This is a genomic window from Dyella sp., from assembly GCF_036746095.1.
Lineage (GTDB): Bacteria > Pseudomonadota > Gammaproteobacteria > Xanthomonadales > Rhodanobacteraceae > Dyella_B.
This window is the reverse complement of sequence record NZ_DAIOEU010000002.1, coordinates 183582-207610: the sequence shown is the minus strand read 5'-3', so window position 1 is coordinate 207610 and position 24029 is coordinate 183582. Positions and strand designations below refer to the sequence as shown.

21 protein-coding genes and 1 tRNA gene are annotated in these 24029 nt (G+C 59.5%); 14 read left to right on the top strand and 8 right to left on the bottom strand.

From position 1 onward, the window contains the following. Positions 1-516 precede the first annotated feature (516 nt). A complete protein-coding gene (locus tag V7M64_RS02015) occupies positions 517-867 on the top strand; it encodes a 2-hydroxyacyl-CoA dehydratase (RefSeq protein ID WP_333676666.1) in 351 nt (116 codons plus the stop codon). A 55-nt stretch (positions 868-922) separates the two neighbouring features. Here V7M64_RS02015 and V7M64_RS02010 read toward each other — a convergent pair whose 3' ends face one another. Next, on the bottom strand, positions 923-1891 hold the full coding sequence (locus tag V7M64_RS02010) for a zinc-binding alcohol dehydrogenase family protein (protein ID WP_333676665.1): 969 nt from the start codon (positions 1889-1891) through the stop codon (positions 923-925). A 114-nt stretch (positions 1892-2005) separates the two neighbouring features. On the opposite strand from V7M64_RS02010, the gene V7M64_RS02005 reads away from it, so the two are divergent. Both V7M64_RS02005 and V7M64_RS02000 read left to right on the top strand, forming a co-directional pair. Then, on the top strand, positions 2006-2671 hold the full coding sequence (locus V7M64_RS02005) for a response regulator (protein WP_333676664.1): 666 nt from the start codon (positions 2006-2008) through the stop codon (positions 2669-2671). 5 nt (positions 2672-2676) lie between these two features. After that, positions 2677-4056 carry an ATP-binding protein gene (locus V7M64_RS02000; RefSeq protein ID WP_333676703.1) on the top strand — a complete coding sequence of 460 codons (1380 nt, stop codon included), beginning with the start codon at positions 2677-2679 and terminating at the stop codon, positions 4054-4056. A 113-nt stretch (positions 4057-4169) separates the two neighbouring features. Here the strand turns inward: V7M64_RS02000 and V7M64_RS01995 are convergent, their stop codons facing one another. Continuing rightward, positions 4170-5648 (bottom strand): TonB-dependent receptor, encoded by a 1479-nt coding sequence (locus V7M64_RS01995; protein WP_333676663.1) that lies wholly within the window; start codon positions 5646-5648, stop codon positions 4170-4172. Next, on the bottom strand, positions 5587-6072 hold the full coding sequence (locus tag V7M64_RS01990) for a hypothetical protein (RefSeq protein ID WP_333676661.1): 486 nt from the start codon (positions 6070-6072) through the stop codon (positions 5587-5589). Before V7M64_RS01990 ends, V7M64_RS01995 begins: the two co-directional genes overlap by 62 nt. 685 nt (positions 6073-6757) lie before the next feature. Between V7M64_RS01990 and V7M64_RS01985 the strand changes: the two genes are divergently transcribed. The 10 genes from V7M64_RS01985 to V7M64_RS01940 all read left to right on the top strand — a co-directional run bounded on the left by V7M64_RS01985 (position 6758) and on the right by V7M64_RS01940 (position 17450). After that, a complete protein-coding gene (locus tag V7M64_RS01985) occupies positions 6758-6958 on the top strand; it encodes a hypothetical protein (protein WP_333676660.1) in 201 nt (66 codons plus the stop codon). A gap of 74 nt (positions 6959-7032) precedes the next feature. Beyond that, a complete protein-coding gene (locus V7M64_RS01980) occupies positions 7033-8265 on the top strand; it encodes a radical SAM protein (RefSeq protein WP_333676659.1) in 1233 nt (410 codons plus the stop codon). Next, complete coding sequence (locus V7M64_RS01975; RefSeq protein WP_333676657.1) at positions 8198-10192, top strand: alpha/beta fold hydrolase; 1995 nt, start codon at positions 8198-8200, stop codon at positions 10190-10192. Before V7M64_RS01980 ends, V7M64_RS01975 begins: the two co-directional genes overlap by 68 nt. Continuing rightward, entirely contained in the window at positions 10189-11253 is a 1065-nt protein-coding gene (locus V7M64_RS01970) for a hypothetical protein (RefSeq protein ID WP_333676656.1), read from the top strand. The genes V7M64_RS01975 and V7M64_RS01970 overlap by 4 nt, the downstream gene beginning before the upstream one ends. Positions 11254-11313: 60 nt before the next feature. Then, a complete protein-coding gene (locus V7M64_RS01965) occupies positions 11314-12489 on the top strand; it encodes an HlyD family efflux transporter periplasmic adaptor subunit (RefSeq protein ID WP_333676655.1) in 1176 nt (391 codons plus the stop codon). 40 nt (positions 12490-12529) lie between these two features. Further along, on the top strand, positions 12530-14626 hold the full coding sequence (locus V7M64_RS01960; RefSeq protein ID WP_333676654.1) for a peptidase domain-containing ABC transporter: 2097 nt from the start codon (positions 12530-12532) through the stop codon (positions 14624-14626). A gap of 53 nt (positions 14627-14679) precedes the next feature. Further along, positions 14680-15069, top strand: a complete 390-nt coding sequence (locus V7M64_RS01955; RefSeq protein WP_333676653.1) for a hypothetical protein — start codon at positions 14680-14682, stop codon at positions 15067-15069. A gap of 21 nt (positions 15070-15090) precedes the next feature. Further along, positions 15091-15429, top strand: coding sequence for a hypothetical protein (locus V7M64_RS01950; protein ID WP_333676652.1), 339 nt, complete (start codon positions 15091-15093; stop codon positions 15427-15429). Between the two features lie 270 nt (positions 15430-15699). Further along, the gene (locus V7M64_RS01945; RefSeq protein ID WP_333676651.1) at positions 15700-16380 is read left to right on the top strand and encodes a helix-turn-helix transcriptional regulator; all 681 of its coding nucleotides are present in this window, start codon (positions 15700-15702) and stop codon (positions 16378-16380) included. Further along, positions 16377-17450, top strand: a complete 1074-nt coding sequence (locus V7M64_RS01940; protein ID WP_333676650.1) for a ubiquinol-cytochrome C chaperone family protein — start codon at positions 16377-16379, stop codon at positions 17448-17450. Before V7M64_RS01945 ends, V7M64_RS01940 begins: the two co-directional genes overlap by 4 nt. Positions 17451-17639: 189 nt before the next feature. Here the strand turns inward: V7M64_RS01940 and V7M64_RS01935 are convergent, their stop codons facing one another. The 4 genes from V7M64_RS01935 to V7M64_RS01920 form a co-directional block, all read right to left on the bottom strand. Beyond that, entirely contained in the window at positions 17640-18146 is a 507-nt protein-coding gene (locus V7M64_RS01935) for a hypothetical protein (RefSeq protein ID WP_333676649.1), read from the bottom strand. A 115-nt stretch (positions 18147-18261) separates the two neighbouring features. Continuing rightward, positions 18262-18834 carry a hypothetical protein gene (locus V7M64_RS01930; RefSeq protein WP_333676647.1) on the bottom strand — a complete coding sequence of 191 codons (573 nt, stop codon included), beginning with the start codon at positions 18832-18834 and terminating at the stop codon, positions 18262-18264. A gap of 620 nt (positions 18835-19454) precedes the next feature. After that, positions 19455-19541 (bottom strand) — tRNA-Leu (locus tag V7M64_RS01925). A gap of 91 nt (positions 19542-19632) precedes the next feature. Further along, a complete protein-coding gene (locus tag V7M64_RS01920) occupies positions 19633-19872 on the bottom strand; it encodes a hypothetical protein (RefSeq protein ID WP_325369106.1) in 240 nt (79 codons plus the stop codon). A 217-nt stretch (positions 19873-20089) separates the two neighbouring features. Here V7M64_RS01920 and V7M64_RS01915 point away from each other — a divergent pair, with 217 nt between their 5' ends. After that, positions 20090-20740 carry a response regulator gene (locus V7M64_RS01915; RefSeq protein ID WP_333676646.1) on the top strand — a complete coding sequence of 217 codons (651 nt, stop codon included), beginning with the start codon at positions 20090-20092 and terminating at the stop codon, positions 20738-20740. 96 nt (positions 20741-20836) lie between these two features. On the opposite strand, the gene V7M64_RS01910 is transcribed toward V7M64_RS01915, so the two are convergent. Further along, positions 20837-23980, bottom strand: a complete 3144-nt coding sequence (locus V7M64_RS01910) for an Rne/Rng family ribonuclease (RefSeq protein ID WP_333676645.1) — start codon at positions 23978-23980, stop codon at positions 20837-20839. Between the last annotated feature and the right edge of the window lie 49 nt (positions 23981-24029).

Genomic DNA, 24029 nt, shown 5'->3' with positions numbered 1-24029 from the left:
CAGCCTGCGGGCCTTCCAGACATCACCCCATCACTTTGAATTCAACCTGTTGGGGCCAGCCCTGTCTGTCCGCATGCCGCAGGTCCGCCGTCTCGACAGACAACCAGTCTGCCTTCGCCGACGGCCCTGTGGCCTGCGAACAGACAGGGCTGGTGACGACGGCGATACTTAATCAGTGTTGCCTTAAGCGCGCCCCTACCGTCCGTTGCGATATGACATCCGATGGTGCAACAGAGGTAATGCTTAGACCGTGCCACACATGCCCCGGCGTAGGTCCAGGGGCTGTTTTTTTTGCTGCTTGCGGCGAGGGCGGCGCTGGGGGCCATCATACGCAAGCCGGTTTCTGGAAACGTGAAAATGGACATGCAGCCCCGGGGCTGTATCACGTCTTTGCGGCTAGCCCAGCGCATGTTTATCGAGCGTGCAGCAGGGGAGCAGCCGTGGCCCGCGCCGGCAGTTCGCGCACCGTGTCAGCCTGTTGTAGGCCAATACGGCGCACGAAAAAGGGAACAATCGATGGATGGCGCACCTGCCTATGAGATAATCACTGATCCTGTAGCACACTGCGTTCCCATGACCCTCCCGAAAGACGCCTTCCGCCGCTTCCAGGAAGAACTCGCGGCCCTCGACAAGGAAATCGAACAACGTCCGCCCAAAAGCAGGAAAGAGACGGCCAAACAGGCTGCCATTACCGCCATGGAGAGGGCGAAAGAGGAATTTCTGTCGCTGAAGGCACGTCACAATCTGACCGTGGCGGACGTGGTGGCGTTTTTCCCCGAGGAAGAGGGGATAGCCTATCTACAGAGCCTGATTGCGCAGCAGGCGGAAGCCAAGCCGCGGCGGGGACGCAAGCCGAAGCATGCCTAGCCGTACGGGCCAGGATGCCGGCGCCATGGTTCCTCGTGGGTAACAAGCTGCCCCTTCAGGGCACAATCACGACCCGCCCCGGCGTACCCTGGGCGACCGCCTCGTACGCTTCCCGCCCTTGCGCCAGCGAGTAGCGATGGGCGATCACCGGCGCATCGAACTTGCCGTTGTCGAATTCCCGTGCAATCGCCTGCATCAGCCGGGCCGCCTCCACCACGCCCAGCTTGGCGCTGTCGGCGCCAAGCAATTGGGTTTCGTTGTGGTAGAAGTCGACCAGGTCCAATTCCACCCGGCGCCGGCCGGTAGCGCTGATTTCCACCACCCGGCCACGGCGCCTGGCCATCCCCAGCGCCGCTTCGAAAGCTACCCCGCCGACGCTGTCGAACACTACGTCCACGCCATCGGCCAAGCCCTCCAGGCTGCGTACGCCGGTGGCGGCGTGCTCGTCGAACGGCACGAAGGCATGCATGCGCTTCCCGGCCGGTGAGCTGGCATCCACCGGATACCGATCGATGCCGACGATGCGGCAGCCCAATGACTTGGCGATCTGCGTGACGGCGCCGCCGACGCCGCCACCCGCGCCTATCACGGCAATGGTTTCGCCTTCGTGCAGTTGCGCGTAGTCCACCACGCCCAGCCACGCCACCACGAAATTCACACCGATGGCCGAGGCTTGTGCGTGATCGAGTGCCGCAGGTTTGCGTACCAAGGCGGCGACTGGCAGCTTAATGTATTGAGCATGCGTGCCGTCGCGAATAAAACCGATATCGCCACCCGTACCCCATACCTCCACACCACGCCACGCCGGCGGCCCTTGCTCCACTACGCCGCTGAAGTCGCGGCCTGGAATGCGCGGCAGCGTGGTCTGCGAAAAATGCCCGGCCACATTCTTGACGTCGCTGGGATTGACCGACGCGCCATGCACCCGCACCAGCGCGCTGTCGGCATCCAGCCCGGGCATGGGGACGTCAGCGTACTCAAGCACATCCGGCGCACCGTGGCGGGTGATTCGCAGGGCTTTCATGCGGGTCTCCAGTTAGGGGGCGGCGGGTGCGGTAAGACCGTCCTAAGCTAATCTGCGCAAAATGACCAAGCAGGACAATACTTCCCACAAAGTAGGGCGAAGGTAAACGGCGGCATGCACATCATCCTGGTCGAAGATGACCTGCAACTGGGCGAAGCCATCCGGCAGGCGCTGGAACGGCTTTCCTATGCGGTGACCTGGCTGCGTGACGGACGCGAGGCGCTGGCGGCGCTGCGTGACCAGACGGCTGACCTGGTCTTGCTCGACTTGGGGCTGCCCAACAAGGATGGCCTCGAAGTATTGGCCGAAGCGCGCCGCTCGCACGTCAATACGCCGGTGATCGTGATGACGGCGCGCGACGGACTGGAAGCGCGTGTGCGCGGTCTCGATGCCGGTGCGGACGATTATCTGGTCAAGCCTTTCCACCTGGAGGAACTGAGCGCACGTATCCGCTCGTTGACGCGTCGCGCGCAGGGGCTTGCCGCCAATCGCATCGACGTGGGCGTGATCAGCTTGGATATCGGCACGTGCGAAGCCGAATACCGAGGCAAGCGCGTTGAACTCACGCGCCGCGAATTTTCCCTGCTGCGCATTTTGATGGAACGGGCAGGTCGCATCGTGCGCCGCGAACATCTGGAAAATTCGCTGTATGGCCTGGATAGCGCCGTGGGCAGCAGCGCGTTGGAAGTGCAGATCCATGCGTTGCGCCGCAAACTGAGTTTCGATGCCATCCGTACCATTCGCGGTGTTGGCTATATGATTCCGCGGGACCCCACGTGAAGCGAATGAGCCTGCGCGACCGACTGCGCTGGATGATCATTGCGGTGCTGATTGCGGTGCTGCTGCCGATCGGCCTGTATAGCTACGACCGTACCTTGAAAGAAACACGCGAGCTGCTGGATGGGCGGTTGGCGCAATCGGCACGCACGCTGGACGTGTTGATTCGGCGCGCCGGCCTCGATGCATTGCGCCTGCCGGCGCAAGCTTCGCTGGAGGTGCCGATCCTCAGTCGCGAAGACGAAGTGCAACGCTTGCACGCGCGTACTTACGAAACGGAAGTGGGCTATCAGGTGTTCGACATGCACAATCGCATGCGCCTGACCACGGCCAACCTGGCTCGCCTGCCCATGCCGCCAACGCCGGTTTCCGGCTTTGACAATCATTTCTTCGAGGGTTATGGCTGGCGCGTTTTCACCCTGGTGGATGACGTCAATAACGTGGTCATTCGCGTCGGCGAACGTGATGACAGCCGGCGGGATATCACGCGTGCGTTGTGGCTCGATCTGGGGTTGCCGCAGTTGGTCGGCCTGCCATTGCTGGCGATATTGGTGGGTTGGGCGGTACGGCGTGGCTTGCGCCCGCTCGAACGTTTGCGGCAAGCGCTGGCGTCGCGCTCGCCGGGCAATCGCCAACCGATCCAATTGGACCATGCACCGCAGGAATTGCAGCCTGTGGTGGATGCCTTGAACGCGCAGCTGGAGCGCCTGGAGGATGCATTGGAGCGTGAGCGTCGTTTCAGCGCGGACGTCGCGCACGAACTGCGCACGCCGCTCGCATCCACCATGATCCACCTCGATGGCGTGATGGCAGCGTCGCTTCCTGCCGATGCCGAGGTTGCATTGTCCAGCGCGCAATCCGGGCTCGCGCGCCTGGCACGGCGCATCGAGCAATTGCTGGCACTTGCACGCCTTGAAGCCGGCGTGGCCGCCGGCCAGCGCAACGAAGTCGACTTGATCGTCGTGGCGATGAATGTGATTGACGAGCTCGCACCGTTGCTGGGCGAGAGCGGCGTGGAGTTTGCGTTTGCCGAACACGATGACAGCCTGAAGATGGATGGCTATGAGGCGGCGCTCGCTGCGTTGCTGCGCAATCTCATCGAGAACGCCATGCATCACGTGCCGATGGGCGGGCAGGTGCAGCTGTCCATGCATCGTTCGCAGGGCGGCATCGTGATCGAAGTGGTCGATAACGGACCGGGTATTCCGCCCGAGCGGCGGGCGAGCGTGTTTGCGCGCTTTCATCGCGAGTCCAGCGGTGGCGATGGTTACGGCCTGGGACTTTCCATCGTGCAGCGTGCGGCGCAGTTGCACGGTGCGACCATTGATTTGCTGGATGCGCCATGGGGGCGCGGGTTGCGGGTGCGGGTGGTTATTCCCGGCAATTAACGCCTGACAGGGATTCGCTTCAAAGCGGCATTCGCTACGAGCTATCGGGTCTCTTCGCGTCATTCCGGCCTTCGCCGGAATGACGCGCAAAAAAGTCTTGCGCAAAAAAACGCTTATAACGTCAACGTCACACTTGCCCGCACCGTCCGCGGCGTGCCCTGGTTGAGAATGAAACCAAAACTCGTCAGCCAGTACTTTTCATCGGCAAGATTGTCGATGCCGACACGGTAAGTCACTGGATGTCCGCCGAGCGTGCTGGCGTACCGCGCACCCACGTCGAACGTGTGATACGCGGGGACAAAATTGCTGTTATTGGCCTCGATCGCTTGGTTGCCCACATAGCGCGCGCCCGCCGTCAGCATCAGGCCGGGGAGCTGCGGCACGCTGTACTCCGCATACAGGTTGCCTTGCAGCTTTGGTGCGCCATAAGCACGCTTGCCATCCGCGCCGGGTGCGGCGCGGATGTTGACGGCATCGAGTGCCATTACGCCGCCGAGCACGGTCCAATGCTTACCAAGCGAGGCTTGGAACGATGCATCCACACCGCGGTAGCGCGTCTGGCCATCTTGCACATAGACATTCTCCGCATTGAGGTACTGCAAGCCACGTTGTACCTGGAACAGCGCAAGATTCGCACTCCATGTATCGAACTCGGTTTTCGCGCCAAGTTCAAACTGCTTGCTGGTGGTGGGCGCAAACGTCTGGTACGCATTCACTGCGCTTTGCGGTGCACCGGTGGCCTGTTCCAGCGATTGCACGTAGCTGGCGTACAGCGTCATCGGTGCCAGCGGCTTGTACATCAGCGCGACGGTCGGCGTCACCGGCTTTTGGTCGTAGAGTGCCGTGGCTTGCGTGCTGCCCGGCCCGAATGACTTGTCCAGGTAATCGATGTAGCGCAGGCCAAGCAGCGCGGACCACTGCGGCGAAAAAATAAGCATATCGCTCACAAACAACGCACGTTGGGTCGTGGTTTGCGCCAAGTACGTGGCGCGGCTCCATGATGGGTCTGGGTTGGGTAGCAGGGGCGGGGCGAACAGATTGCCGGTTCCGAGCACCTGCCCGGCGCTGATGTTCCAGTCTGCCGGGTAGTGCGAATTCAACGTTTGCTCAGAGGCACCGAGCACCAGGTCGTGCTTGATGAAGCCGGTGGTCAAGGTACCGTTGAACATGCCTTGCCACTGCGCGTAGTTGTAGCGCGAATAGCCCAGGTAGTTGAGATCGGTGTAGCCGCCTTGGTTGTCGGTAAGGATGATGGCGCTGTCGCGGTTCTCGCGTGTCTGCTTGGCGTAGCTGTAGTCGAGATGGAAGCTCCAGTCAGGCGAGATCTCCCACTTCAGGCCCGTGTTCGCTACGCGGTAGCTGGTTCGATAGCCCGTGTAGGGCTGGCTGACACGTTGATCGCCCGGCAGGGGTGCGGACACGCGTACGGGCTCGGCAACGGGGTAGCCGAAATCCTGCCCGAGGATGATGCCGTAGTAGGCGCCTTGCACATCGCGATCCTGGTAGATGCTGTTGAAGTGCCACTGCAGGCTATCGTTGATGTTCTTGGTAAGGGCAAGCGAGGCGCACAATATGGCGACGAAGCCGAACACCTATGAGCAGCCACAGGGCGATGAGGAGGCAGCTCATCATCAAACCGACGCAATCGTCGGTGAATTCCCTGCTCAAATCGCCGTGCCGTCCGCTAAAAAGAGGTCGGCTGATGGACGGATTGTTGAGCAGATATTTCACCTGCAAACTCCGTCCACCATTTTGGATCGCGTCCCAATCCTTTTTGCTGACATTCACCCAAAGCTTCGATCGCCCCAGCTCGTCAGAGACGGTGTAGGTTCGTGTCCCCAGATCGAACGCGTATTGGACTTCGTATCCTCTGTATCGGCTCGCTTGGAGAACAGTGGCTTGGGTCGTGCCCACTTGGCTGGGGTCGCCCAAGGCGATGGTAGCGTCTTGATGCACGCCTGAAAGAGCAGCAATACCACGGAGCCACACAGCCAAATGAAGATCGGAAGCAAGCACCGATCGAGATCTGCATAGGCTTGCCGAACGTTGATCATCTGTCGTTCCTTTTCACATCGAACAACTGATGTGGATGGGTGTATTCAAAGGATTAATGCTATGCGTGGGCGACCCTTCTGCGGTGATAGCAACAAATGAGCAGATGAGCAGGCCAAGAGCCGCTATGCCGCGTCAGATTGATGGCCACCCATCCAGATGGCTGACACTAGCGAACGTGGCAAACGCTAGGCAAGAGCGTAGATAAAGAATCACGCTCATGCATTGCTTCTCGACCTCGGCGACAATTGTTGGCCAGGTGCATCAAGGTAGGGATTTTCCTTCCACATCCGTTTGAGATGGAGAGAGCGGCGCGGCACTTGACGTGATTTGTCACGAAAGGTCACGATGAGTCCTCGCGTGATATTGCGAAGTGCAAGCCAGTGAGTAACGCTCAAAGGAAGAGACGGATGCTGCTGAAACAGGGGAGTGCCATGTGCATTGAGATGTGTGCCCGCGATGTCATCACGGCCATCGGGCCACCACTCTTGTGATCAAGCGAGCCTTGGCTGCATCGTAGCCAAGCCATGACGTGATCGGATCCTCTTTCCCACATCCGGTCGGCGTCAGATCCATCCACACAGATCGAATTGAGCGGCGACATCGCAGCTCATCACGGCCCTTTGCGGCCATTACATGGAGAAGAAGTATGTCGATCAGTGAAAAATTGCGCGCGCAGTTGCAAAAGCACGGTTACGACTCGTCCGCCGAGGCAACCGAACTGACGCGTGAGCAAATCGATGGCATCGCTGTCAGCGGTGCTGATTGGTTCGAACAGTTCCACCAGGACAGCAGCGGTCCGGGCCAAGGTGGTTTCTGGAAAGAAATCATGCACAAGGGTCCCCTCTGATATCTAGGTCGTTGCCATCAAAGTTGGCGCGCAAATCTTTTTGCGCGCCAACCCCATTCGAGGGGAGGGATCCGATGAACGACATGATCGAAACGGTCGATCACATTGAAGCTGTGATCAAGGTTGCTGAGCGCTGCAACATCAATTGTTCTTATTGCTACGTCTTCAACAAGGGGGATGAGTCGTTCAAGGATCGTCCCGTCAAGATTTCCCAGCGGATCATGAGCGAGACCGCGGCCTATCTGGCCCAAGGGGCACAGGATTTGAAGGCGAGCGCGGCCACGATCATCTTCCATGGCGGCGAGCCGTTGATGATGGGAAAGCGCAACTTCGATACGTTCGCCAAAACGCTGTTGACGGAGTTGTCGGACGTCCCCAATGTTCGGCTTGGCATCCAGACCAACGCCATGTTGCTGGATGACGAGTGGGTGGACATCTTTGCGCGCCACCGCATGAGTGCCGGCGTCTCGTTGGATGGTCCCGAAGACATCAACGATTTGGAACGGAAGGATCTTCGAGGCAGAGGCACCTATCAGCGAACGGTTGATGGCCTTCGCTTGCTGCAAAAACGCGCTAAACAAGGCGATCTGCCCTGGCCAGGTGTCATTTCTGTGATTCACCCCAAAGCGAACGGTCGAACGTGCTATCGCCACTTCGTGGATGACCTGGGGGTGCGAGGGATGACGTTTCACCTGCCCATGGACACGCATGACAGTTTTCGAGGGCAGGACCCCATGGTCTATGCCCAATTCTTGTGCGACGTCTTCGACGAGTGGGTGAAGGACAACACCAAGGACATCTACGTGCGGATGTTCAGCCAGCTGCTTTCCTTCTTTTCCGGGAAGGCAACGCCCGAAGACAAAACGCCTCATCACGTCCGCTTGCAGCACCTCACCATCGAGAGCGATGGCAGCGTGGGCATCGATGAGCTCAAACCCACACGGCTAGACACGGGCCGATACAACGTCGGGTCATCAACCCTGCGCGAGTTTGCCAATTCGCCCGCCTCGGCCCTCCTGCGGCAACTGCACACCCGCCTGGCCGAACCCTGTCTTCCCTGCGTGTGGCGGAACTATTGCCGAGGTGGTTTGCAGCATGGCGTGCAGGTCAACCGATGGAGCGATGCACGCGGTTTCGACAATGCATCCGTGCTTTGCGATGGCTTGATGAAAATCTACTCACACATCGCGCATCATGCGCTGGCGGCAGGGTTGCCGGAGGAGCGCATCGTGACAGCCCTTGAACACATCCCTTCCGATTTCTCTCCTTCAAAGGGACTGGATCGAGATGCTTTCCTTGCGGTTTGACGAACGAACCTTCCGTGCATCGAAGCCGATTGTCTGGCTTCTCATGTTGGCCATGGTGTTGGTGGCCGTGGTCACGCATGCCACTTCGATGAGCGTGGTGGTCTCGGGGGATCGCTACACCCTCGTCAAGCTGTCTAGCGATGGGCAGTTCGTCACCTTTGTGGATCGAACCGGCGAGCATCCTGTGTTGCGCCGACAACGGGTCGGAGCGGACCAGGCGCAGAACGTGGTGGCCTGGCCTGCCGGGGCGATGAACTATCAGGTCGCGCGTGATGGTTCCTCTTTTCTGCTGTTCGGACACGGAAAGGGCGGGGCGCCGTCGCTGTCCTACGTGTCCGCCACCGATCTGGTGACACATCCGGTTGAGGTTCAAGGAAGCATTGCGGGATTCGGAGGCGCCTCCGTGGACGACTTCGTGGTGCTGACGCAGGACCAATCTGCGCACCTCCACGTGCTGCACATCGCCTTCGGTTCGGGAAATGTGACCCGAACCGATGATCTTGGTGACGTCAGTGATGTGGCCTTCGATGGCAGTGGTCGGGTGAGAGCTGTTCGCTCGGGGCAAGGTGTGTGGGGGCCGATAGGTCATGCCTCACGACAAGGTCAGCCCGCGCCGGCATCGGCGTCGGTGGTCAGTGCCTCCAACGACGGCAAAGATCTGTGGTTCACGGATGTGGATGCCAAGGGGTTCAAAGTCCTGCGTCGACTCAACGTTGGAACCCAGCAATGGTCGCTTGCGAGCAACGCCAAGGATACGGACGTCTCATGGATCACCGTCAATCCAAAGACGGGCGGGGTGGATGGCTACGCCAAAGCCGAGGCCGAGCCCCAATGGGTGACGATGCCGGACATCGCCGCTGATGTGAAACATCTGACCGCCATGTTGATGGGCGTTCCCTACGTGATCGCCCGGTCGTCCGACGATCGCATTTGGCTCTTCGCATTGATGTCCAGCCGAATACCGGTGGGCTACTACACCTACGACCGTTCGAGCGGCCGCGTGGTCCACCTGTTTTGGGCACGGGAATTCTTTTCCGATGAACCCATGCTCCCTTCGGTGGCACGATGGATCCGAAGCGCCGATGGCACTCCCATTCAAGTGCTGGTGTCGCCACCGTCGCCCCAAACCTGCCACACCCCTCAATGTCCCTTCGTGGTGAAGCTCCATGGCGGTCCTCATCATCGCGACGATCTGACCTTTGATCCAGAAACCTACTGGCTTCAATCGCTGGGCTATTGGGTGGTCCGAGTGAATTTCCGAGGATCCATTGGCTTTGGCGATGTGTTTGCGCACGCCAGCAACCGCGAATGGGGCCGCAAGGTGATTGAGGATGTTGCGGGTGCGGTGGATTGGTTTGTGCAGACGTTCCCCGCCGACAAAACCAAAGGCGCCGCCATGGGCGGCAGCTTTGGTGGATTTGCTGCCATGGCGTTGGCCACGAGCCATCCAGATGCCGTGCGCTGCGTTGCTTCTCTGAACGGGGGCGGCGATTTGGAAGCCTTTGCCACCCTGCTGCCCCAACGGCAGCCGCACATGGCGGGTGACATTCGCGAAGAAGTTGGCGATGTGCAACGCGCCATTGATCTTCGCGACATCCGGCAGCAGTCCCCCGCCGCCCACATTGACTCCGCCAAAGCGCACTTCCTCGTCGAATACGGTGAACAGGACACCACATCTGTGAGCGAGGAATCATCGCGATTTGCGCAAGCGCTGAGGCAGCAGGGCAAGCCTGTCCTGGAAGTGATCTATCACAACGAGGGCCATGAGCTCACCGATCCGGACAGCCGCCGCTATCACTTTCAACTGCTCAGCGATTTCCTGAGCTCGTGCTTTGAGGGAACCCCTTTGTCGGCCGACCAAGGACGGCCTGGCGGTGTCTCTCTGAACGACACATCGGTTCCTGACACACATCCGGGTTCGCCATGATGGATCGCATCGCCATCTTCTCGCGTGGGGCTATGGCTCGATCGCATCGGGTCCGCAAGATGGTCACTGCGGCCGTCCTGTGTGCTTTCTGGTTGGTTCTGCATGCGGCTCATGCGAGTGACATCGCTTCGCAAAGGAATGTCACGCTGAGTCCTGACGGCAATCTGATAGCTTACGTGGAGTCGGAACAGGGTGCGCCCTACATCTGGGTGGCACACGCACACAATCCGGCCAACCGCAAAGCTCTCACCATTTGGAACAGCACCTTCGTTTCCTACACCTGGTCCGCTGATTCATCGCGGCTTGTTTTTCAGCGGCGCGACGGTAACGGCCACTACGCCTTGGGTGTTTTTCCCGTCGACCAAAAGGGAGAGCCGGCCTGGTATCAAGGAGGCGCTAACGCCGCCTTGCATCGCTATGTGTTGACCGATGACGGTTCACTGGTTGCCTTGGAAGTGGACGGTGAAGGGGTACACGTTAGGACCTTTTCATCCGGAGAGACCGACCGGCGAGAGGTGCTGACGATTGCCGCCGCCGATGAGGCATTGATGACGCCCGCCGGCACGGTGGTGGCGTATCACCGCGCGGGCCGATGGTATGTGGGCCGTCGCGGGGACTACCGAGAGGTTGCGGACATGCAGGGCGCGCACGTCATCAGTGCGGACAACCAAGCCGTCTATGCCGTGAAAGCAGCCACCGGGGATGATGTCCGTTTGATAAAATACAACGTCGATGATCAGCACGAAACGTTCCTCACGCGCCTTCCTGCCGCATCGACGGTGACTCCCAGCGATGCGGGGGTGCGACTGATCCGTCCAACCAGTGATGCGCCCTGGATGGCGATCGATTCGCAGTTGGAAATGGATGTGGCTTACGCCAACGCGAAGGGCATGGGTGAGGCCGTGCACATCCAACTGTCCGACGATGGCAAAACATGGCTGCTCAAACTCAATCCTGGGGAATTCCCGGGGGATGCGCGCTACGCGATCTACTACACCGATGACAAAGCCTTGGCGCTTTTGTTCGGTCCGAGTGGTTCCGTGCTGGGAAGCGTTCACTGAGCCGCCATGGGTTACGAGATCTTCCGCGAACAAGCCATCAAGGCAGCGTCGGCTTCCACCTTGCCGACCATCACCTTGCAGCCTCCGCGCCTGGGATGGTTGTTCTGTGCATTAGGCATTTTCGTTTTAAGCGTGCTGGCTGGCCTGTTGTGGCTCGGCAGCTACACCAGCTTTGCCCAAGCGGATGGCTTGTTGACCCCGAGCGGAGGCTTGCTGCCCGTACAAACCAATCACGCCGGGGTCGTGACCAAGGTATTCGTGAAGGATGGCGATCATGTGCAGAAGGGAGCACCGCTGCTGCAATTGACGGATGATCAGGGCACGCCGACGCAAGGGGAGACTCAGGCTTCCATCCTCCGTGAACTGGCATCCAAGCAAAGTCGCCTGCGCGATGATTTGGCGAGCGAAGAAGCGACGGGCCAACGCCAAGCAGACAATCTCAAAACGAAAATTGCCGGTCTGGGCCAGCAGATCATCACGGCTCAGCATGAAGTGGCCGTTCAGAAGGAACGTGCCGACGGTGCCATGTCGCTTTATCTCACGTGGGACAAGGCGAGCGACACCGGGGCGGTGTCACGGGCGCAGGTGCTGGCCCAGCACGACACGGCGCTGCAACTCAAAGCTCAGGTCGACAACGCGCAACGAACCTTGATGGATTTGCAGCGTCAGCTGGACGACGCGCGGTCACAACTGGCGGACTTGCCCAATGCGACCGCTGAAAAGCGCCGCGCCACCCAGCGCAACATGTCCGACGTCTCCCAAACCATCCTTGAACACGAGTCACTGCACGCCACTGTGCTCTATGCGCCGGTCGATGGCACGGTGACCAGTTCCTTGGTGCATGTGGGTGATGCGCTCGACACGCATGAACCCGCCATGTCCATCCTACCGTCGGGATCGGCGCTTCGTGCGGAACTGTGGTTGCCGAGCAGTGACATCGGTTTTGCGTCGGTCGGCGATGCTGTCCTGTTGCGCTACGACGCGTTCCCGTATCGCCGTTATGGGCAGGGTAGGGGTGTGGTGATGGAGGTGGCCCGCACGGCGGTGCAGCCGGCCCAGGTTCTCAAATGGGGAGGGTTGCAAACCAAGGAACCGCGCTATCGCGTCATCGTGCAATTGCAACAACAGTCCATCCGTGCATTCGGGGCGGACCAGCCGCTGCTGCCGGGCATGATGCTCAAAGCCCGAGTCATCTTGCAGAAGCGACGGCTGATTGAATGGGCAACCATGCCATGAAAATCGATGTGAGCGCTAAGTCGGACGAGGAGCGGGACGCATGACTGAGGCCTTGGCGAAAATGGTGGCGTTTGGAAGGACGTCAAAGCTGCCCTTGATCTTGCAAAGCGAAGTCGCCGAATGTGCGCTGGCCTGCTTGGCGATGGTCGCCAATTACCACGGTCACAAGGTTGATCTGGCGAGCCTGCGCCGCCGTTTCGGCACGTCACTGCAAGGCATGAAGCTGGGACGGGTTGTCGATCTTGCTTCCGCGCTGGGGTTCAATGCCCGCGTCCTGCGGAGCGAGATGGGGTATTTGGCCAATGCCAAGATGCCGTGCATCCTTCACTGGAACTTCAATCACTTTGTTGTGTTGAATAAGGTGGTCCGCGGCAAGGCGGACATTTTTGATCCATCCCGCGGGCGGTATTGGATGCCCCTGAGTGAGGTGGCCAATCACTTCACGGGTGTGTTGGTCGAGCTCAGCCCGCAGCCCAACTTCAAAGTGATCGAAGAGCGAAAGCCGGTTTCGTTACGCCGACTGATGGGACCCATGTCGGGTGTTGGCCGGACGGTTGCCCAGGTGATGGTGCTGGCGCTGTGCATCGAGTTGCTGACACTTGCGCTTCCTTACCAAATGCAACTCGTGCTGGATCAGGTCATCTCGTCGGGTGACAACACGTTCTTGATCACCACGACCGTTGCCTTTCTGGCAGCGGCCGGATGCCAGGCCGTGCTGATCCTCGCAAGAGGTTGGATCCTCAGTTGGTTTGGCGTCTCGTTGGGCAACCAATGGACGATCCATCTCTTTGCGCACCTGCTCAAACTGCCTGTCGACTTTTTCTTCAAGCGCCACATGGGCGACGTGGTGTCGCGCTTTTCCTCCGTGAAGACCGTGCAGGGAACCTTGACCGGTTCCTTCATCGAAGCGCTGTTGCATGGGGTCATGGGCACGTTGAGTTTGGGGATCTTGTTTGCATACAGTGTTCCCCTGGCACTGGTCATTCTGGTGTGCGCAAGCCTGTATGGATTGCTTCGCTGGCTGTCTTACCAAAAGTTGCGCGTGATCAACGAAGAGCAGCTGGTCTACGCCGCTCGTCAGCAGTCCGAATTGATGGAGTCGGTGCGCGGCATCCAGGCGATCAAGCTGTCCAACAAAGAGAACCTGCGTTGGATCCGCCTGGCCAATGCCACGCATGAGGCTTCGGAGCGTGACCTGAAAAGTCAGCGCCTGGGGATGACGTTTGGCGCGCTCAGCCAAGCGCTGTTTTCAGGTCAACGCATTGTCGTCGTCGCGACCGGGGCGTTGTTTGCCATCCGCGATGCATTCTCCATTGGCATGCTGGTGGCGTTCGTGACCTACGCTGATCAATTCACCGTCCGCGCCAGCGGCTTGATCGACAAGCTCATCGGGCTTCGCCTGATGACCCTTCATGCTGAGCGCATCGCCGAGATTGCGTTCAGCGAGCCCGAGCAACAGGTGGGCAGAGGGGTGTCGACACACTTGACGGTTGGACACATTGAAGTCAAAGACGTCAGCTTTCGCTATGCGGAAGACGAGCCCTACATTCTTCAAGGGGTTTCCTTCACGATTGAACCGGGAGAGTCGGTGGCGATCGTGGGCAAATCGGGGTGCGGGAAAACGACCCTCGCCAAAATTGTGCTTGGACTTTTGCAGCCGACGAGCGGTGCCGTCTTGGTGGACGGGTGTGACATCCGAACGTATGGACTGGATCGTTACCGCTCCTTGGTTGCGGCAGTCATGCAGGACGATCACCTGTTTGCCGGATCGATCGCGGAGAACATCGCGTTCTTTGATGCGGAACCCTCGGTGGAGGCCATCGAAGCCTGTGCGAGGGGGGCGGCCATTCATGACGACATCATCCGCTTCCCCATGGCCTATGAAACCTTGGTGGGCGATATGGGATCCTCCCTTTCGGGTGGTCAGAAGCAGCGCGTGCTGTTGGCTCGGTCGCTCTATCGGAATGCCAAGCTGCTGGTGCTGGATGAAGCCACCAGCCACCTGGACGTCACCAGCGAAATGAAGGTCAACCGATACATCCGAGGCCTGGGGCAATCCAAGATGGTGATTGCTCACCGGCAGGAAACGATTGATCAATGTGATCGCGTCATTTCATTAGAACCGGTTGCGGGCTGATCGGCTTATTCCTTTTCATGACGAGCGCCGCGTCGGCGGCACCAGCAACGGTCGTGCTCAGCAAGACCTTTGATGTTTGCGCCACGCCCGTCCATGGCGTGCGCTACCAAATGACCGAAGGCTTGGATGCCGCATCGGGAACGGCCAAGCAGGGTGCAGCCACCGTGAGCATATTGATTGGCCGTCACCCGGAGCTGCCGCCGGGCATCAAGAACCCGTTTGGCACCACCTTGGCGCCAGCGATCGCTTTGCAAGGACAGGCGCCCAAGGCCGATGGCACCGGCAAAGTCAGCCTGTATGCGTATGGCGTGGGCATAGTCAACATCGGGACCAAGCCTTTCCAAGACCAAATCCTGATCACGATGGAGGCCAACAACGGAGTGGCCAATCTAGCCTTGCTCGACAAAGTGGGCCACGCCCTCTTGCGATGCCGGCCGAACTAATACCACGGACCGCCGGCACCCATGAGCACGATCACCAGAATTTTCGTTGGATTGGTGGTCTTCGTGCCCTTCCTCTACATCACCTCGTGCTCCGTCATTTCCCGCGTCCACGAGCATGACTTCGCCCTCGTGAAGGAGGGCGATGCCGAGGCCCATGTCATCACCACAATGGGCCAGCCGTCCGATGAAGAGCGGGCAGGGGGCCGACGTGTTCCTCGCTACGATGCTCCTGAGTGTGTAGCGCCATGCGTTCAACGACTGTGGTATCTCAATCGCCTCAGCATCGTTGGTGAAGCGTGGATGATCGAGTTAAGCGACCAGGGGCGGGTGGTGCGAACCGCCTATATCGTTTCGCCCTGACGGTTGATGCGCTCGTGTCGTGATGCTGAGGCCCTTGGGCAGGGGCGGCCGTAGGAAAACACCACGCCGGATGGCTGGTCGAATACAAGTTAGCCCGGCTACTCGCTCAGTCTGAGTGAGTTTGATCGAGCACGCTGAGCCCGACCAAATCTTGTCCTGAATAATGGACAAAAAGGGTCCTGGCGAGTTTCTGTCCAGAATAAGAGACATTATGGGGCTCAATCATCGGCGCATTTTCGTAAAGTGCGTCCAACGCCATGAGGCCGAGCCATGAACGAAACCGCCAGTAATTCCGAAACCGACGAGCCATTCCACGGTGATGCGCTTTTTGCTACCACCCGCGATAGTTTGGCCGGTGCTCTTCGCCGCGCAATGCAGGTGGCGTGTCAGAACGATCAGGGTGGGATGTCCAAAATCTCACAGCATGAGTTGGCAGATCGAGCAGGGCTCGCCCGTTCCAGCGTAGCCAAATATCTCGCCGGAAGCCATGGAGATGGTGAACGCTCGAACCCGGACCTACGCTCTTTGTGCCGCATGGCCGCAGCCCTCAACGTGCCCCCAGCTCTGTTGTTGATGCGCACGTCAGATTGGACTCGGTTGGTGCAGGCCGCCCATACGCTGAGCTTGGCCATGAAGGATGCCGGAATCCAAGCTGTGGCTGATGAGCTCGGGATTTTCAAGGAAAATCCCGCCGAGCGCGCCGCCATGGCTCTGCAAGTAGCTCAGCGCATGAGCATGACCACATCGCAGCCGATAAAGATTGATGATCACGGCGATTCCAATGCCCGTGCTCGACATGAACTTCAATCCATTCATGACCGCCAACGTATGGGGGTGGTTACCACCTGCGCCCTGCCGCCTCTCGGGCGATTGGACCAGTATCAGCAAGCCGCTCTGCTTTGTCTCTGCGCTGTCATCGGCGCCACCACCCACCAGGAAGGAAATTTATGAGTCTGTCTGATGTTCTTTTGAATGCAGATGTAGAAGACCTTGATGTTTTGACCGACTACATCACAGATAAAGGAGAAGGACGCCTCTCCCTTGATAGTGATGTCTGCAAGCGTCTGATTTCCTGCAAGCAATCTGGGCATTACTCCCGGGCTGATCGCGAACTAATTGACAAAGAAATCCGTGCTTTTGGCGGCAACTCCATTGTCAACTTATTCCGCGGCGGCGAGGGCATCAAATACGGTGAGTTGGTTTCGGACGTCGGCACGCATCTGAAAGTTAACTTTGCCAAGAAGGCGCCAGCTGCGAACATTGAAGTGGCGATCTTGCAGAAAATTTTCACCGACTCGGTTGCCAGGATGTCGGAGGTTGAGCGGAAGCAAGTGCTCGCCGAGCTCAACGTGGGCGAACTTGCCGGTGCAGGGCCGGCACAACTTGCCACTGCCATCGGCGCCTCACGGCTGGCCGGATTTGCAACCTATCGTATGGCCGTCATCGTGGCCAATGGCATCTCCAAGGCGCTCCTTGGTAAGGGGTTAACGCTTGCGGCCAATGCTGGCCTGACCCGCGTTATCGCGTTGGCCACAGGTCCAATCGGTTGGGTGATCACAGGTTTGTGGACAATCGCGGATCTGGCCAGTCCAGCCTATCGAGTCACAGTCCCCTGTGTAATCCAAGTGGCATACATGCGCCTAAAAGCGTCCAACGCTAAGTTGGCTGCACCTACGACGCTGGCCTTGCCGCCGCCGGTGGTTGAGGGAACGTCAGCAACGAAATCAGCTAAGGATGATCATGCCTGGTTCGAGGCACAGGAGGCGAAAAAGAAATTAGTTGCTTCCTCCGCGAAACGCGCGGCCAAGAAAGTGGTTGCGAAGAAGGCAACATCAAAAAAGACCGCGGCAAAGAAGAAGGCGCCGAAGAAAGCCACTGCGAAGCAGGCCGCCTCAAAGACGCCGATGAAAAAGACTGCTGCCGCGAAGAAAGTTAGCAAGAAGAGTGGAATTCGAGCCAATAAAGGTCCGGCCTTGAAGAAGGCCGCCAAGAAAACGATCAAGAAAGCCGGCAGACACTAATACAGGCTATGGAGCGGACCTGGTCAGCAGGTCCGCTCCTCACAAGAGGATAGGAAAATGGAAGGTGCAGTTTGTAAGATCGTAGGAGCCACGGTCATTGCCGGGTTTGCCACGTATGGCTTCTTTAAGTTCGTCGCCAAGATTTGCACGAGGTGAGTAAATTTCGCGGCGATAGGTCTTGTGTGGTTCTTACTCGCAACGCTCTTCGCTCAGGATCAAGAGGTGTTCGCGATCAAGTATCGCGTATTGAATCCCGTCGTCCATGTCTCCGCTATGCTCATCTGGACCTACGGTTCCGTAGATCATCCAGATGCCGGCTTCCAAAAGCTGCTCAGTCATCCGCACACGGGTGTCGCGCTTGTTTCCGCCGATAAGTTCCCGCACGTCGTTTTGTGATGTGTGCACATCAAAGTTGGGATTATTCGCCTTGATGATGGGGCGAATCGCTTCGCGAGCTTCAATTCCTTGATCACGAAATGTTGCGTCAAGATTGATTGTCATAGCGGGATTGCCATTTAGTTGGACCTGATAGATCGAACCTTGGAATCGCGCATATCGCTTTGCGGTCGCTTTCTCTAAGGAGAGATAGACGGCTTTTCCAAATGGACGGATTGCATCGCTGTGGATTGGATCAAGCTCGGTAAGGCTGTGGCGTTCCGATCCATGAAAGAAAATTTTTTGAAGTAGATCACGCATTCGTTAGACCAATTGATTGGTTCGCGGAAAATCAGGATGGTGATTGGGCTTGTTTCCGTTGTGTCCCCGCTATGAAAGACCCCAAGTTTCGGTTCTGTTGATTTGGCACCCATCATCAGCTTCGATGAATTCCTACTCTCTTTCTGCTTCCGCGTGGCGGCACATGACGCAACGCGAGCTGGGCGTGCTCGATCGCCAGCTGCTCAGCGGCCTGTTGATCATCAAATCGAGATAAATAGCCATCCATGACGGCGGCATATTCCTTCATGGTCATCTGTCGAATGTGTGCATCGGCAAGCACGGCCATCGGCAAGTCAAGGCCTGTCAGGAGATCAACGGGTCGCCGCATCCCGTGGAAGTCCAGCGCCGCCATGCCGAATACCCATACGTCATCCGACCGGCCGTGGTTGAGGAAGCTGGCGAATGAGGGGTGTTGAATCTTCTTTGGCCCACGTCGCGTCGGCTCTCGCTCGATGTATTGCACCAGATCGCCCACCAGATAGCCGCTCTGGCCTCCAACCGTGATCAGCGGCGGCACCGGTTCTCGATTGGCGCGCAGGCCGTCGAACGTCTGGGGTGGCAGGTGCAACAGCGCTTCGGACACGGCAGAGGGCAGGAGTTGCATGCCGGGTAACTCGTGGAGAGCGGCGAAGAACGGATCGTCGTGGACGGTGGCGGCTTGATCCATGCCTGTTGATCTATGCCGGTTCTGATTGCGGGGCGACAGACGTTTGCTTCAACGCGGTGATGTATTCACTCAGCGTCATCCATTTACTGCGGTCGCTGCGTGCTGTCGGAACCTCACCGCGGAGTGCGGCAAAGAAGTCCACGGGCTTGCGGGGTGGACCGACCAAGGTGATGGGCCAGAGCTCATCAGGTGTTCCTGTGCTGACCCATGTTGAAAACGATCGATGCTTCATGGCGATCGTGCGATCTATCTCGGCGTTCTCTGCGCGTTCGCGCAGGAACCGCCTGATCTCACCCAGTGAATACCAAATCGCAGTGTGCGCCCTTTCTCGTGGCATCGGTGCGGTGGCTGTGGTGGTCGTGTGCGCATGCGTTCTTTCAACATGCCCAAAGACAGCCCGGTCAAGATGAAGACCTGTTGGGGCAACAACAGCACGCTGTCGTCGAGGTGGGCCACCTCGCGCAGCAGGAACTCTGTTGAGACCGCGGCAATGCGTCTTGGCATGACTGCATCATGCTAGCCGTGATCAAAACTTTTCAACCAGGGGCATCCGTGGGGATCCGCAGCGGATGGTGAGAGAGGAGGGATATTTCGAGATTAGCGCAAGTATTTGATTTAGTTGGTGCCCGGAGCCGGGATCGAACCGGCACAACCTTGCGGTCGAGAGATTTTAAGTCTCTTGCGTCTACCTGTTTCGCCATCCGGGCGGGAAGGGGTGCCGAATGACCGGCGGCAGGCGCGCGATCGTAACATGCAGTTGCGCAAGCGGAGCAATGGACTCCGCTTGATTTGTACCAGTCAGGCCACAGCGCTTTCCAGCGGCTGTCCCGGGCGCGCGTATTGCGCAAGGCGGATGGTGGAGGTGGGGCCTGGCATTTCCACGCAGGTGCTGCGACCCGAGCGGTTGTGCTCGTCGCGGGCGGCTTCGCGCGCCAGTTGAATAGCGGGACCAAGGCGCAGCTGACTGAACAGCGTGGCCGAGTCCCTTCGTATGCTCCAATCTCCATCAGGCGATTGTCTGAGCGAGTAGATCACCATCGATGCACTCCGGCAGGGTGGAACGCGTGACTTACGACAGCTATTTCGCTAATCATGGCACCAAAATTAGGACATGTATGTAGGTAATTTCCTACCTTGATTGTGGGAGTTGGCTCAAGATGGAAATTCCTTTCGGAACGCGGGGTTATCGACTTGCAATGTGTCAGAGACCTGCCTACTTTGCGAAGGCACAGTTCCTAACCAAGGAGGGCGCTAGATGATCGACGTTGTACTGGTAGATGATCACGAGCTGGTAAGAACCGGCTTCAGAATGATTTTGCAGCAGCCGGATATCCGTGTTTGCGGCGAAGCGGCCACGGCCGAGGATGGTCTAAGGCTGATCCGGACCAGCAAGCCGCATATCGCGCTGGTCGATGTCCACATGCCGGGCATGAGTGGCATTGAGCTGACCGAGCGCATCGTGCGGGCGAACCTGCCCACGCACGTGATCGTGGTGACGGTGGTGGAGGATGCCCGCTTTCCGAAGCGGCTGCTGGATGCCGGAGCGCATGGTTATCTGACCAAGAGCTGTGCGGCGGAAGAACTGCTCAATGCCGTGCGCCAGGTGGCTGGCGGCCGTCGCTATCTTGCGCCGGCGGTGGCGCAGCAGTTGGCACTGGCCACGCTGGATGGCGAAGGGTCGCCATTTGACGCCCTGTCCAGCCGTGAGCTGGAAGTGGCCATGATGCTGGTGCGGGGCAAGGCGCTCACCGCCATCGGCGAGCAGTTGAATCTCAGCCCCAAGACGGTTTCCACCTACAAGCAACGTCTGATGGAGAAGCTGCAGGTCGACCACGTGATCAGCCTGGCACACCTGATGACCGTGCACGGGCTGCTGGATACGCACAACAACCAGGTTGGGAACTAAGGAAGGTTCCCGTCTATTTTTCGACATGGCAAACAAAAGGGCCGGACGTCACGTCCGGCCCTTTTGTTTTAGACGGCTTCCGCCAACGACGATGCGTCAGGAAAGCCGGTTGTCGCGTTGATGATCGGCGGGAAGATGTTCTGCGTCGGAGGACGGTTCCTTCGTCTCACCGACCTGCTGGTTGTGAACATGCAATGGCTCGGCAGGTACCGAGTGATGCAATGGCGCAGCGAGCAGGTCGCCTTGCTCAGGCTGATGGATGAGCGGTGCCGGCGTCACCACCACCGGTTCTACGGCAGCGGGCGCGGTGATGGACTCGATCAGCACGGGTTCGTCCGCATGCTTGGTCTCGGTGATGACGATCGATTCGGCGGCCACGCGGGTTTCATTGGTGGTCGGCTCTACGTCGTGCGGTACCGAGACTGTCACCACTTCGGCTTGCGTCACCGTCGCGTCTTCATACGGCTGGGCAACCATTTCTTCGATCGCCACAGGTGCTTCTGTTTCTGCGGTCGCTTCGCGCACCGGAATGGGCGGAAGCACCGGCAGGTTGAACGACGACGGCACCGGTGCCGGCGCAATGATCAACGGTGCGGAGGGATGGGTGTCTTCAGCCGCTGCGGTAACGGTTTGTGGTTCACCCACCGTGACCTTGATGGATTCCACCTCGGCAACCGCTTCCTTCACCGTTACCGGTGCATGGCTTTCGGCGAATGGCATGGCGTGCACAACTTTCACCGGCGGCGCGGGTGTGTGGTCCGGTGCTGGTGCGGCAGTGACGTGAGTGGCGGCTGGCGCGGGCTTCTCTGCGGGTGCCGCGTCGGCTTCCGGCGCGGAAGTTTCCAGGTCATCGCGATCCTCGTCGTCCAGATCCAGCGCGTGGGCCTGGTCGTTCTGTCCTGCATCCGCAGCACCTTCATGACGACGACGGCGACGGCCACCGCGACGGCCACGACGGCGGCGCGACTGACCTGCACTCTCGGCCGACGCTTCGCCAGCGGTAGCGTTGTTTTCGGTTGCGGCGGTGACTGTTACGGCGACTTCCGTCGCTGGCGTGGGGACATCCGCCGGTTTGGCAGCCGGCGGATTGACGGGTTGCTGTTGCTGCGGCGGCTGACGCTCAACCTGCGGTTGACGCGGCGGCTGTTCCTGCTGGGTTTGCTTGTTGGTTTCGACGTCCTGCTGCTTGTTGCGCTGTTCGGCGGAAGCCACTTCGCCGGTCTGCGTCGGCGGCTTCGGCTGGCGCTGTTGCGGTTCGCGCTTGCCTTGCTGCTGGCGCCCCGGCTGCTCTTGGCGCTGGCGCTGCTGATTCTGGCTCTTGCCTTGTTGCTGTGCAGTGCCACGGGCTTCGCGCTGTTGCGGGTTCTGGCGCTGTTGCTGGCCTTCGCCGCGGGTACGTGGCTCGTTACGGCGATTTTCCTGCTGCCGGTTGCCGCGTGCGGCTTGCGGACGCGCCGCCACGGGAGCCGGGGCAGGTGCCGGCGCGACGGCGCCGTTGCCGCGGAACAAGCCGAACAGTTTGGAGAGGAAGCCACTTTGGGATGCTGTCGGGGCGGGTGCGGGAACGGCCACCGGCTGGCGCTGCCTGGTGACCGGTGCCACCGGCGCGGTGGCTGTTTCTTCTTCTTCGCGTACCGGCGCCGGACTGCTGGGCACGATGCCGCTCACCACCGGCTGCTCGCTGCTGCCCAGCATCTGGCCCATCTTGCGCACGACGTCGGCTTCTTCAGCCGTAAGGCGCTCGTAGCTGGGCTTGCTGTGCTCGCCCATGTCCGCTTCGCGGATGCGCTGGATCTCGATGTGCGGCGTCTGGAGCTTCTCGTCCGCCACGATCACGACGTGCACCTTGTTGCGCAGTTCGATCTCCACCACGCTGGCACGCTTTTCGTTGAGCATGTAGTTGGCCACGCTCTGCGGGGCCTGCACCAGCACCTGGCCGGTGTTGTCCTTCATCGCGTGTTCTTCGATCAGGCGCAACGTGGACAGCGACAGCGATTCCACGCTGCGGATATGGCCGTGGCCTTCGCAGCGCGGGCAGACGATCTGGGTGGCCTCGCCCAGCGACGGGCGCAGGCGCTGGCGCGACAATTCCAGCAGGCCGAAGCGCGAGATGCGGCCGATCTGGATGCGCGCGCGATCGAGCTTGGCGGCTTCCTTCAGGCGTTCCTCGACTTCCCGCTGGTGCTTGGGGCTGTCCATGTCGATGAAGTCGATCACGATCAGGCCGCCGGCGTCGCGGATGCGCAGCTGGCGGGCGATCTCGGTGGCCGCTTCAAGATTGGTGTTGAACGCCGTCTCCTCGATGTCGCCACCCTTGGTGGATTTGGAGGAGTTGATGTCGATGGCGGTCAGCGCCTCGGTCTGGTCGATCACGATCGATCCGCCGGAGGGCAGGCGCACGCTGCGGTCGAAGGCGCTCTCGATCTGCGTTTCGATCTGGTAGCGCGAGAACAGCGGGGTGTCGTCCTTGTACAACTTCAGTTTGCGCAGGGCGTTGGGCATCACCTGCTGCATGAAGTCGCGCGCGTCCTGATACAGCGATTCCTCGTCGATCAGGATCTCGCCGATGTCATTGCGCAGGTAGTCGCGCAGGGCACGGATGAACAGCTTCGATTCCTGGTAGATCAGGAACGGTGCTTTCTGGGCGTTGGCCGCCTGGGAAATGGCTTTCCAGGTGGCCAGCAGGTAATCCAGGTCCCACTGCAGCTCTTCGGCGTCGCGGCCCATGCCGGCGGTGCGCACGATCAGGCCCATCTCGTCCGGGACGGTGAGATGCTCCAGCGCCTCCTTCAGTGCCTGCCGGTCTTCGCCCTCGATGCGACGCGAAACGCCACCCGCTTTCGGGTTGTTCGGCATCAGCACCATGTAGCGCCCGGCCAGGCTGATGAAGGTGGTAAGGGCGGCGCCCTTGTTGCCACGCTCTTCTTTCTCGACCTGCACGACCACTTCGTGGCCTTCCTTCAGGAGGTCACGGATGTTGGACTTGTAGGGATCGAGGCCCGGCGTGAAGTACTCGCGGGCGATTTCTTTCAGCGGAAGGAAGCCATGGCGTTCGGCGCCGTAGTCGACAAAGCAGGCTTCGAGGGAGGGTTCGACGCGAGTGATGCGGCCCTTGTAGATGTTGGCTTTTTTCTGCTCGCGGGACGGGATTTCAATATCGAGATCGTAAAGGGTTTGGCCATCGACGATGGCCACACGCAACTCTTCACGCTGAGTCGCGTTGATCAACATTCTTTTCATTGTGTGTGATTCCTTGGCTTGGCCGCGCGTCGCGTGCCAAGGTGGCGCC